Annotated in this window: 12 protein-coding genes; 3 read left to right on the top strand and 9 right to left on the bottom strand. The window is 41.5% G+C overall.

Annotation, left to right across the window (positions count from 1 at the left end):
• Positions 1–78: 78 nt before the first annotated feature.
• The gene (locus tag I6E24_RS13415; RefSeq protein ID WP_235329048.1) at positions 79–1,452 is read right to left on the bottom strand and encodes a TrpB-like pyridoxal phosphate-dependent enzyme; all 1,374 of its coding nucleotides are present in this window, start codon (positions 1,450–1,452) and stop codon (positions 79–81) included.
• A gap of 234 nt (positions 1,453–1,686) precedes the next feature.
• Between I6E24_RS13415 and I6E24_RS13420 the strand changes: the two genes are divergently transcribed.
• The gene (locus I6E24_RS13420) at positions 1,687–3,513 is read left to right on the top strand and encodes a TrkH family potassium uptake protein (RefSeq protein WP_235329049.1); all 1,827 of its coding nucleotides are present in this window, start codon (positions 1,687–1,689) and stop codon (positions 3,511–3,513) included.
• A gap of 22 nt (positions 3,514–3,535) precedes the next feature.
• Positions 3,536–4,225 carry a potassium channel family protein gene (locus I6E24_RS13425; protein ID WP_235329051.1) on the top strand — a complete coding sequence of 230 codons (690 nt, stop codon included), beginning with the start codon at positions 3,536–3,538 and terminating at the stop codon, positions 4,223–4,225.
• A 22-nt stretch (positions 4,226–4,247) separates the two neighbouring features.
• On the opposite strand, the gene mltG is transcribed toward I6E24_RS13425, so the two are convergent.
• From mltG to grpE, 3 genes are all read right to left on the bottom strand, one after another.
• On the bottom strand, positions 4,248–5,276 hold the full coding sequence (gene mltG, locus I6E24_RS13430) for an endolytic transglycosylase MltG (RefSeq protein ID WP_235329052.1): 1,029 nt from the start codon (positions 5,274–5,276) through the stop codon (positions 4,248–4,250).
• Positions 5,277–5,371: 95 nt separating this feature from the next.
• Positions 5,372–6,553, bottom strand: a complete 1,182-nt coding sequence (gene dnaJ / locus I6E24_RS13435) for a molecular chaperone DnaJ (protein ID WP_204390378.1) — start codon at positions 6,551–6,553, stop codon at positions 5,372–5,374.
• Between the two features lie 23 nt (positions 6,554–6,576).
• Positions 6,577–7,188 (bottom strand): nucleotide exchange factor GrpE, encoded by a 612-nt coding sequence (gene grpE / locus I6E24_RS13440; RefSeq protein WP_235329053.1) that lies wholly within the window; start codon positions 7,186–7,188, stop codon positions 6,577–6,579.
• A 279-nt stretch (positions 7,189–7,467) separates the two neighbouring features.
• Between grpE and I6E24_RS13445 the strand changes: the two genes are divergently transcribed.
• Positions 7,468–9,087 (top strand): ABC-F family ATP-binding cassette domain-containing protein, encoded by a 1,620-nt coding sequence (locus tag I6E24_RS13445; protein ID WP_204404987.1) that lies wholly within the window; start codon positions 7,468–7,470, stop codon positions 9,085–9,087.
• Here I6E24_RS13445 and cdd read toward each other — a convergent pair whose 3' ends face one another.
• The 5 genes from cdd to I6E24_RS13470 all read right to left on the bottom strand — a co-directional run.
• A complete protein-coding gene (cdd, locus tag I6E24_RS13450) occupies positions 9,088–9,567 on the bottom strand; it encodes a cytidine deaminase (protein WP_204404988.1) in 480 nt (159 codons plus the stop codon).
• 150 nt (positions 9,568–9,717) lie between these two features.
• On the bottom strand, positions 9,718–9,936 hold the full coding sequence (locus I6E24_RS13455; protein ID WP_154042819.1) for a dephospho-CoA kinase: 219 nt from the start codon (positions 9,934–9,936) through the stop codon (positions 9,718–9,720).
• A 106-nt stretch (positions 9,937–10,042) separates the two neighbouring features.
• Positions 10,043–10,285 (bottom strand): hypothetical protein, encoded by a 243-nt coding sequence (locus tag I6E24_RS13460; protein ID WP_235329054.1) that lies wholly within the window; start codon positions 10,283–10,285, stop codon positions 10,043–10,045.
• A gap of 68 nt (positions 10,286–10,353) precedes the next feature.
• Complete coding sequence (locus I6E24_RS13465; protein WP_235329055.1) at positions 10,354–10,785, bottom strand: hypothetical protein; 432 nt, start codon at positions 10,783–10,785, stop codon at positions 10,354–10,356.
• The coding region (locus I6E24_RS13470; protein WP_235329056.1) for a hypothetical protein at positions 10,763–10,949 on the bottom strand (187 nt) is incomplete at its 5' end. The genes I6E24_RS13470 and I6E24_RS13465, both read right to left, overlap by 23 nt.

A 10,949-nucleotide genomic window follows, 5' to 3' on the forward strand; every position in this document is an offset into this window, starting at 1 on the left:
GATAATATCAGACTTTATTTATTAATAACCTTATTATAAGAATGTTATATTATATATTCTTTCTAAAAGGGCTGTTGTTTATTCTACTCCGATTTTTTTTACTTCCTCAAGATTTTTTTCTATTTCTTCCTCACTAAGCTCGTAGTTTGTAAGGTTGCCCGATAAGTATTGGTCGTATGCGCTCATGTCGATAAGTCCATGTCCGGACAGATTGAACAGAATTACTTTTTCTTCTCCTGTTTCAATACATTTCTTGGCTTCATTGATTGCTGCTGCTATGGCATGACATGATTCGGGAGCAGGAATGATACCTTCAGCCTTTGCAAATAGGATACCGGCATCGAATGTGTCGAGCTGTTTCACATCTACAGCCTCCATTAATCCGTCTTTCAGAAGCTGTGATACGATGACTCCAGCACCATGGTATCTCAAACCGCCGGCATGGATATTTGCCGGTGCGAAGTTATGTCCCAAAGTGTACATTGGCAGGAGAGGAGTATATCCGGCTTCGTCTCCGAAATCGTATTCGAATTTACCTCTTGTCAGCTTAGGGCAGGATGCAGGTTCTGCAGCTATGTATCTTGTCTTTTTGCCTTCCAGAATAGTGTGGCGCATAAATGGGAAACTTATACCACCGAAGTTTGATCCACCTCCGAAGCATCCTATTATGATATCAGGATATTCGCCAGCCATTTCCATCTGCTTTTCTGCTTCCAGACCTATGATTGTCTGATGTAGTGTCACGTGGCTTAACACCGAACCAAGAGTATATTTACAGTTAGGAGTAGTTCGTGCCAGTTCTATAGCTTCAGAGATGGCAGTTCCCAGCGATCCCTGATGGTTAGGATATTTTGTAAGTATATCTTTTCCGGCACGTGTAGACATTGAAGGTGAAGGAGTAACCTGCGCACCGAATGTCTGCATAATGCTTCTTCTGTATGGTTTCTGCTCGTAGCTGATCTTTACTTGATAAACCGCAGCTTCAAGTCCGAACACACGTGCCGCGTATGAAAGTGCGGCTCCCCATTGTCCCGCTCCGGTTTCGGTAGTGATGTTTGTCACTCCTTCCTGCTTGCAGTAATATGCCTGTGCAAGTGCTGAATTAAGTTTGTGAGAACCGATAGGGCTTACACTCTCGTTTTTGAAGTAGATATGTGCCGGTGTTCCCAAAGCTTTTTCCAGACCGTATGCTCTAACTAGCGGAGTACTTCTGTAGTATTTATACATTTCTCTTACCTCTTCCGGAATTTCTATCCATGCGTCAGTCTGGTTCAGTTCCTGGTGACACAATTCTTTAGCAAAGATAGGGTAGAGGTCTTCTGCTTTCAACGGTTCTTTTGTAGCAGGATTAAGAGGCGGCATAGGTTTGTTCTTCATGTCCGCCTGTATGTTATACCAGTGTGTAGGTATTTCGTTTTCCTTTAGGAAAAATCTTTTCTGTTTCTCGCTCATGGCTATTTATTTTAAAGTTCTGCTCAAAAATAGACAAAAAAGTTTATTTGACAAAGAATTTATCGGATATTTGATATTAAAAATAAAATATAGATAGAATAATGTAAGGAAAACTTGTTAGCTGATGGCGTTTTGTGCTATTTAACTAATGATATCAACTTTTTGTATAGTATTAGTCGTATCACCATTTTTTTTCTGTATGTTTGCATGTATCTTTTTAAAGTTAAAAAGAATATGGATAATTGGGAACGTCTTATATTGTATAAAAAGAAACTCGTATTACCTCGAATCTATCAACTGGTTGACTGGTTTGCGTGGATTGCTTGTTTCGCTGCCGTGTTGTTCATCGCTGCTATAGTATACCGTTATGGATTTACAGTTACCGATGATGTGCATTCGGCTCTCCACTTTGTGTCGAATTTTGTGTGGGTGATTTTTCTTATCAATACCACTTTGAGTCATCTCTTCTCTAATGATGAAGGAAGTAAGTTCACAGTGTGGACGTGGCTGCTTGATATAGGACTTTATCTTACACTTTTACCCGTAGTTTTTCATCTTCCCGAGCCTGGTAATGCAGCCTATTGGATTTGGATATTCTTCCATAGCAGTTATTATAAAGGAGCAATTCTCCTGCTCATGTCCTTTACTCTGCTTTCCGGTTTTTTTGTTCGCCTGCTGGGACGGAAAACAAATCCTTCACTCATTCTTGCGTCAAGCTTTTTTATCATCATACTTGTAGGAGCCGGACTATTGATGCTCCCACGAGCCACATATAATGGCATTTCGTGGATTGACGCCTTGTTTATTTCCACCAGTGCAACGTGCGTGACCGGACTAGTATCGGTCGATGTTCCTTCCACATTTACCATGGAAGGTCAGATTATAATAATGCTCCTCATCCAGATTGGTGGTTTGGGAGTGATGACCATAACCAGTTTCTTTGCCATGTTCTTTATGGGAAACACTTCTCTTTACAATCAGTTGGCTGTAGGCGATATGATTAGTACCAATTCGCTGAATTCCCTTTTGTCTACATTATTATATATCCTTGGTTTCACTCTAGCCATAGAGGGCATAGGTATGCTGCTCATTTGGCTGGACATACATGGAACTCTGGGAATGACGTTTTATGAGGAATTGTATTTCTCTGCATTCCATTCCATATCTGCATTCTGTAATGCCGGATTCTCCACTCTTCCCGGAGGAATGGGAAATGAGATGGTGATGCATAACCACAATTTCCTTTATATAGTATTGTCATTGCTTATAGTATTTGGCGGAATAGGTTTCCCTATATTGGTGAATATGAAAGATACCATTTTTTATTATCTCCGATATATGTGGGCCAAGATATTTTTCCGTCGCCGCAGGTTCAAGAAACAGATACATTTGTATAATCTCAATACGAAGATAGTTCTGTTCATGACAGGAGTCCTCTTGCTGGCAGGAACACTTGTAATATTGCTTTTCGAATGGAACAATGCTTTTGCCGGAATGACTGGTGCTGATAAAGTAGTTCATGCTTTCTTCAATTCCGTATGTCCGCGAACTGCCGGTTTTGCCAGTGTCGGGCTTACTACACTTTCTACACAGACACTTCTGCTGATGATTATTCTCATGATGATAGGTGGTGGAACGCAGTCAACAGCCGGTGGTGTAAAGATAAATGTATTTGCGGTAATCCTGATAAACCTTTTTGCCGTTTTGAGAGGCGTAGATAGAACGTATATACTGCATCGCGAGATTTCCTCCGATTCGGTGAAACGCTCCAATGCAGCATTGATTCTTTATCTGCTTATTGTTTTTATCGGGATATTCGTGATGACAATTATTGAGCCTCAGGCATCGGTTATGGCTCTGGTGTTCGAGTGTGTCTCTGCTCTGAGCACCGTAGGTTCCAGCCTTGACCTGACACCCGAATTGAGCAATGCAGGCAAACTGGTAATAATAGTCTTGATGTTCGTAGGACGTGTGGGCGCTTTTACGCTCGTAAGCGGATTGATAAGGCAGGAGAAAAAGAAAAACTATAAATATCCGAGTGACAATATAATAATTAACTGATTAATAATTAAATATATACGATATGAAATATCTTATTATAGGACTGGGAAATTACGGAGGAGTATTGGCTGAGGAACTGACTGCGCTTGGTCATGAAGTAGTCGGTGTAGACTCTGAGGAGCTTCAGGCGGAACGATATAAAGATAAGGTGGCTACAACATACGTTCTTGACGCGACGGACGAGATGGCACTGTCTGTCCTTCCTCTTAACGGTGTCGATATTGTTATAGTAGCCATCGGAGAGAATTTCGGAGCATCAGTCAGGATTGTTTCATTGTTGAAAAAACGAAATGTAAAACATATATATGCCCGTGCGGTAGATGAAGTGCATAAGGCAGTACTTGATGCCTTTTCGCTTGACAGGATACTCACTCCGGAGAAAGACGCTGCCAGACTCCTTGTTCAGCTTATGGAGCTTGATGCCGAGGTGGAACACTTTTCTATAGACGAGAACAATTATGTATTCAAATTCTCTGTTCCTGCCAAGCTGATAGGGTATAAGATAAATGAACTGAGCATAGAACAGGAGTTCGGTATCCGTATCATATCCGTAATAATGGGAAAACAGATATCCAATATCCTGGGAATTTCAAAAGTTGAAAAGGTTTCTACTATGACATTCCCGGAAGACTATGCTTTGGGTCAGGACGACGGACTGGTATGTTATGGCCAGTATTCGGATTTTATCAAGTTCTGGAAATCCGTTAAGTGAAACATTTTGATTATGTTGGGTTTTATTTTATGTTTCTTCTGTTCAATGCCTGCTGATACCTCCTTGCGTTTCTGTTATGCTCGCTTAGCGTAGAGGCAAAATTGTGAGTGCCGGAGAAATCTTCTTTGGCACACATATATATGTAATTATGTTTGGAATAATTCAATACACTGTTTATACCCGCCACCGATGCTATTCTGATTGGTCCTGGAGGTAATCCGGCATGTTTATATGTATTATACGGACTGTCTGTTTCAAGATGCTTGAACAGAATTCTTCTAAGTCCGAAGTCCTGTAGACTGAATTTCACTGTAGGGTCTGCCTGGAGGAGCATTCCGCGTTTCAGTCTGTTTATATATAGTCCTGCCACGAGAGGTTTCTCGGCATTGTTTGCGGTCTCTTCGTCCACTATTGATGCCAGTGTGCAGACTTCTACAGCACTCATATTCAGTGCTTCGGCTTTAGCAGTACGCTCTGCGTTCCAGAAATTTTTGTTTTCCTTTATCATTCTTTTTATGAAACCTTCGGCTGTCATATTCCAGTACACTTCGTAAGTGTTAGGAATGAACAATGCAGGTATAGTAGCTTTGTTATATCCCAAATTGGCTATATAGCTGCTATCGTTTATCAGTGAGGTTATACTTGCTGAGTCGGCCATAATCTGTTTTGCCACTCTCGAAACAAGTTTATCTATTGTTCTCACGCTTGGTATTATCAGTTTTACCGGAGTCTGTCTTCCTGCTTTAAGCATTCTGAAAGTTTCCAGTACTGTCATTTCTGAATTTATTCTGTATGCTCCGGTGTATATGTTTTCTCCATAATCTTTCAGCTTGGCAAGCATCTTCATTCCTGTCATACTTTCCGGATGAAGGTTAGTCTCTATTTTAGCAAAAACAGAGTCAGCAGAATCATCTTCATCTATATATATAAATGTAGGATCTGTAATCTTGAAAGGTTTGCTGAATAGCAATGAGTATGTGCCGATTGCCGCAGACAGTAACACAGCCGCAATAATGGAAATAGATATAATTACTACTTTTTTCTTCTTCATATAAAAATATTTGGAGTGCAAAGATACAGATTAAAGCGTGTTATACAAAAAAATAGAGCGGCACTACTTGAAGTACCGCTCTATTTTTATATCAATCAGTCGAAAAGACTTCTGAATTTCTTGAAGATTTTTTCCTTCAGACTTGTGTTAGGCTTGAAGCTTTCAGATTCCTGCCATTTTTCCAGAGCCTGACGTTCTTCTTTTGTAAGAGTTTCAGGGATATATACACTTACGTTTACCAGCAAGTCACCTGTTCCTGTGCTGTAACCGTAGCTGTTGATGTTAGGCAGACCTTTGCCTCTCAGGCGCAGAACCTTTCCGGGCTGTGTTCCCGGTTCAATCTTGATTTTCGCCTTACCGTCTATTGTAGGGATTTCCACTGTACCACCAAGCGCTGCCTGAGGAACGCTGAGGAGCAGATTATATATAAGGTCGCTTTCGTCTCTTATCAGTTCAGGATGCTTTTCTTCTTCTATTAGAACAAGAAGGTCACCTGCCACACCATTATGCTTTCCTGCATTACCTTTACCGTTGATAGTAACCTGCATGCCTTCAGCCACTCCGGCAGGGATTTTCACTGTAACAACCTCTTCGCCGTAAACAACTCCTTCGCCGTTACATTCCTTACATTTGTTCTTGATGATTTTTCCTTCACCGTTACACTGAGGACATACAGACTGAGTCTGCATCATTCCGAAGATACTCTGCTGAGTACGTGTCACGCTACCTGTTCCGTGACATGTAGGACAAGTCTCTGTTCCGCTGTTTCCTTCGGCACCTGTTCCGTGACAGTGTGAACAAGGAACATATTTCTTTACCTTGAATTTCTTTTCTGTTCCTTCAGCAATTTCCTTCAGCGTAAGTTTAGCCTTTACCCTAAGGTCTGCACCGCGGAATTTGCGTTGTCTTGGCTGGCCTCCGCCACCTCCGAAACCGCCGAATCCTCCGAAACCGCTGTGTCCGCCAAAGATGTCGCCGAACATAGAGAAGATGTCATCCATAGACATACCCTGTCCGCCGAAACCTCCGTATCCGCCTCCTGCAGCACCGTCTACGCCTGCATGACCGAACTGGTCGTAGCGTGAACGCTTGTCAGGATTGCTCAATACTTCGTATGCTTCTGCGGCTTCCTTGAATTTCTCTTCAGCTTCCTTGTCTCCCGGATTCTTGTCAGGGTGATACTGGATTGCTTTCTTACGGTATGCTTTCTTTATTTCGTCTGCTGTGGCTGTCTTCTCCACGCCAAGCACTTCGTAGTAATCTCTTTTAGTAGCCATATTTGCGATGTGGTTTTATTGTATTATTGAGCAACTACCACTTTGGCGTGGCGTATAACTTTGTCATTCAGTTTGTAACCAGTCTGTACACAGTCCAAAACCTTGCCTTTCTGTGCTTCCTCCTGAGCAGGAACAAGAGCTATTGCCTCGTGGAAATCAGTATCGAATGCTTCTCCCACAGGATTCATCTTTTCAAGCCCTTCGTGTCCAAGGTTTTTCAGGAACTTCTGATGTATCAGGTCAATACCTTCGTACATAGCCTTTACGTCCTCTGCCTTCTGCATGTTCTGCAAGGCACGTTCCAGGTCGTCCAGTATAGGCAGGATAGCCGAGATAGCCTTCTCGCCACCGTTCTTGATAAGTTCGGCTTTTTCCTTCATTGTACGTTTGCGGTAATTGTCAAATTCAGCCGAAAGACGCAGATATTTGTCCTTATAGTCCTCAAGAGCCTGTTTGGTCTCTTCCAGTTCTTTGGCAGCCTTTTCCTCTTCTGAAAGTTCGGCTTCTTTCTCTTCGCCTGCATTTTCGGCAGAGTTTGTTTCTTCAGCCTGAGTTTCATTTTCCTGCTGCAGGTTTTCAGCTTCCTCGTTCTTCAATATTTCTTCTTCCGGATTTTGATTCTGATTTGTACTCATGTCTTTATGTTGTTATTTTATTATTAATCTGTAGTTTAAGTGCCGGACTTGCATACGGCTGTTGGCTATACTACAAAAACCGTGCCTGTAATGCACGGTATGCATAAACAGCCGCAAAATTACTAAAAAACTGACATACTGACACAAAAAAACATATAAAAAGCCGTGCTGTTGGAGTTATAAGTTTTTATCTGCATTGTATATTAGCAGGATATTTAGTACCTTTGCACTCAAATTTCAGAATAACAGTATAATTAGGTATACAAACAAACTTATAAAATGATTACAGTTTCTAATGTAGCCGTTCAATTCGGTAAGAGAGTATTGTACAATGATGTGAACATGAAGTTCACTAACGGTAATATTTACGGTGTGATAGGTGCCAATGGTGCAGGAAAATCAACTTTTCTTAAGGTAATTTCCGGAGAACTTGACCCAACTAAGGGAAGCGTTACACTGGGACCGGGCGAACGCCTTTCAGTTCTTAGCCAGGACCACTTCAAGTTCGACGAACATACTGTACTTGATACAGTCCTTATGGGACACACTGTGCTTTGGGACATAATGAAGCAGCGCGAGGCGCTTTATGCCAAAGAAGATTTTACCGATGAGGACGGAATCAAGGCTGCAGAACTTGAGGAAAAATTTGCAGAACTTGAAGGATGGAACGCAGAAAGTGATGCCGCAATCCTCCTTAGCGGACTTGGTATTAAGGAAGACAAGCACTATACGCTTATGGGCGACCTCAGCGGTAAGGAAAAGGTGCGTGTCATGCTTGCACAGGCTTTGTTCGGTAATCCTGACAACCTGCTTCTGGACGAGCCTACCAATGACCTCGATATGGAAACTGTGACATGGCTGGAAGAATATCTTTCAAATTTCGAACATACAGTACTTGTAGTGAGCCACGACCGTCACTTCCTCGACTCGGTATGTACCCATACAGTGGATATCGACTTCGGTAAGGTCAACCTCTTTGCCGGTAACTATAGTTTCTGGTATGAGTCAAGCCAGCTTGCACTCCGCCAGCAGCAGAACCAGAAGGCTAAGGCTGAAGAAAAACGTAAGGAACTCGAAGAGTTTATCCGCCGTTTCTCTGCCAACGTGGCAAAATCAAAACAGACAACCAGCCGTAAGAAGATGCTTGAGAAACTTAATGTGGATGAAATCAAGCCTTCATCACGTAAATATCCAGGTATCATCTTTACTATGGACCGCGAGCCGGGTAATCAGATTCTTGAAGTTTCAGGACTTCGTGCCGAAACTGAAGATGGAATCGTTCTTTTCAACGATGTAAACTTCAATGTAGAAAAGGGTGACAAGATAGTATTCCTGAGCCGCGACCCACGTGCGATGACTGCTTTCTTCGAGATTATCAATGAACGTCGCAAACCACAGGCAGGACACTTCAACTGGGGTGTGACTATCACTACTGCATATCTGCCACTTGACAATACTGACTTCTTCAATTGCGATCTTAATCTTGTTGACTGGTTGAGCCAGTACGGACAGGGCAATGAAGTGGAGATGAAGGGATTCCTCGGACGTATGCTGTTCTCAGGTGAAGAAGTGCTGAAGAAAGTTAACGTACTTTCGGGAGGAGAGAAGATGCGATGCATGATTGCACGTATGCAGTTGAGAAATGCCAACTGTCTTATCCTTGACACTCCTACAAACCACCTCGACCTGGAGTCTATTCAGGCATTCAACAACAATCTGAAGCAATACAAAGGTAACGTGCTGTTTGCATCACACGACCACGAATTCATTCAGACTGTTGCCAACCGTATCATCGAACTTACACCTAACGGTATCATCGACAAGATGATGGAATACGATGAATACATCACATCAGACCATATCAAGGAAATGCGCGCACGTATGTACGGCGACAAATAATCATTCCATTGATTCAATACCAAACGACAGGGGGAGCAAATCTTTTGTTCCCCTTGTTTCGTATATACAGGCTGTGCCGTACATCAGCATACGGATAGGGCGGTGGTATCTCTGTTCCGCTTCCAGCATTACCTGTCTGCACGCTCCGCACGGAGTGACAGGCTGTTCAGTGAAACCTTCGCAGTTTGATGCCGCAATGGCAAGTGTTGTTACAGCCTTGCCCGGATATTCAGAGCCGGCATGAAACAGGGTAGTGCGCTCGGCACATAGTCCAGAAGGGTAGGCGGCATTCTCCTGGTTTGAGCCTGTCACTATCGTACCGTCGTCAAGCATGGCGGCAGCACCCACATGGAAATGCGAGTATGGCGCATAGCTTCTCTTTGTAGCTTCCTTTGCAGCTTCTATCAGCCGTTTGTCGGAGTCAGTAAGTTCCTCGAACTGGTATTTTCTAATTATGACTTGTTGTTTTAGTTCTTTCATAGTGTGAAGTTTTTAGGTCTTGTTTAGGTTTCCATCTCCCATCTCACCATTCACCTTATCATATTGAGCTTCCGTAAGGGTACTAATAGTCATTCTTCGCTGAAATAGCAATAATAAGTGAGTTAGTATCCAATACAATGTTTCTCATATTCATTTATATGGAGTACGTTCATGTAGTTGATGGAATTTATCGACTTTTTCCTCATTCAATTCTCCATTCTCCCACAAGCGGTCAATCTCCTTTTGCGCTTGCTTGGCGAAATAGTCAGAAATAGCCTTTTTAAGTTCAGCTAATGCTTCAGGACTGTCCACAAACGACATCATTTCAAGAACTTGCAATTGAGCCGGATTAAAAACTGTCACATTCATATATTTGGATTTATAATCTATATAATGCAAAAGTACAATTTATTTCTGTATTTCCTAATTTTCTTTTAAAAACTTCTCAAACTTCTCAAATGATGTAGCATCAATATCAGAGCTTCTTCATCTTAGCTATATGGCGTTTAATCGTTCTTATGCCTTTCCCTGATTGTGAAGCCAATTCTTCAGTTGTAATTTTAGGATAAGTGGCAACCTGTTCTTCAATCCAGGTATCTAAATCTTCGTCTTGAGGGACATCTTGAGGGACATCTTGAGGGACATTTGCATCCTCTACATAATTTATCTCTATATCAGGATGTTCCTCTATAATGACTTGTTGTTTCAGTTCTTTCATAGTGTGAAGTTTTTAGAAATCTGCAAATGAATTCTTGTACGCTCATTTTCCTGTTTTTTGAGTAAATTTCAAAACTTCCTTTTATATCTTTGAGCCGGATGATTAGGCATAGCATGTTCTCTTTCCAAAAGTCCTTTATTCACCATCACTGGAATAATTTCCCCTTTCAGATATTGTGTACTTCGCCTTATTTCAAGGGCTATTTCCTCAACTGATTTCCAAGTTTGGGTACTATTCTGTATTATTCCAAATAATTCTTTTTGGCTACACTTCTTTTTAATTGTTTTTTGAGTATTTGTCTTAAGATAATCATCATTGGAACTGTTAAGGTTTTCATCCGAACTATTAAGGTTTTCATCTGAGCTGTTAAGGTTTCCATCCGAACTGTTAAGGTTTCCATCTGAACTATTAAGATTACTATCTTTATTCAAATGATATGTAGTTCCTCTTCCGATACCGTCAGAAACAAGATAACCTTCAGAACATAATTCTTTCAGCATTTGGAAATATAATATTTACATATTGCTGTCGGTTTACGAAATCATTTATAAGAGCTTGTATCATTAGCTTCTTTATGATAAAGATACACAGATATAGTATCAAGGTGAACATTTTAATGGAATTATGGTAAACACTCAGATTGCCTACATAAAAGTCATCAACA

Source organism: Bacteroides caecigallinarum, assembly GCF_021530995.1.
GTDB classification, from domain to species: Bacteria; Bacteroidota; Bacteroidia; order Bacteroidales; family Bacteroidaceae; genus Phocaeicola; species Phocaeicola faecigallinarum.

What these genes read in the sequence shown, in the direction of transcription:
- mltG (WP_235329052.1), bottom strand. Translation starts at nt 5,276, where the DNA reads ATGAAGAAGAAAAAAGTAGTAATTATATCTATTTCCATTATTGCGGCT.
- I6E24_RS13425 (WP_235329051.1), top strand. Translation starts at nt 3,536, where the DNA reads ATGAAATATCTTATTATAGGACTGGGAAATTACGGAGGAGTATTGGCT.
- I6E24_RS13460 (WP_235329054.1), bottom strand. Translation starts at nt 10,285, where the DNA reads ATGAAAGAACTGAAACAACAAGTCATTATAGAGGAACATCCTGATATA.
- I6E24_RS13465 (WP_235329055.1), bottom strand. Translation starts at nt 10,785, where the DNA reads ATGCTGAAAGAATTATGTTCTGAAGGTTATCTTGTTTCTGACGGTATC.
- dnaJ (WP_204390378.1), bottom strand. Translation starts at nt 6,553, where the DNA reads ATGGCTACTAAAAGAGATTACTACGAAGTGCTTGGCGTGGAGAAGACA.
- cdd (WP_204404988.1), bottom strand. Translation starts at nt 9,567, where the DNA reads ATGAAAGAACTAAAACAACAAGTCATAATTAGAAAATACCAGTTCGAG.
- I6E24_RS13415 (WP_235329048.1), bottom strand. Translation starts at nt 1,452, where the DNA reads ATGAGCGAGAAACAGAAAAGATTTTTCCTAAAGGAAAACGAAATACCT.
- grpE (WP_235329053.1), bottom strand. Translation starts at nt 7,188, where the DNA reads ATGAGTACAAATCAGAATCAAAATCCGGAAGAAGAAATATTGAAGAAC.
- I6E24_RS13420 (WP_235329049.1), top strand. Translation starts at nt 1,687, where the DNA reads ATGGATAATTGGGAACGTCTTATATTGTATAAAAAGAAACTCGTATTA.
- I6E24_RS13445 (WP_204404987.1), top strand. Translation starts at nt 7,468, where the DNA reads ATGATTACAGTTTCTAATGTAGCCGTTCAATTCGGTAAGAGAGTATTG.
- I6E24_RS13455 (WP_154042819.1), bottom strand. Translation starts at nt 9,936, where the DNA reads ATGAATGTGACAGTTTTTAATCCGGCTCAATTGCAAGTTCTTGAAATG.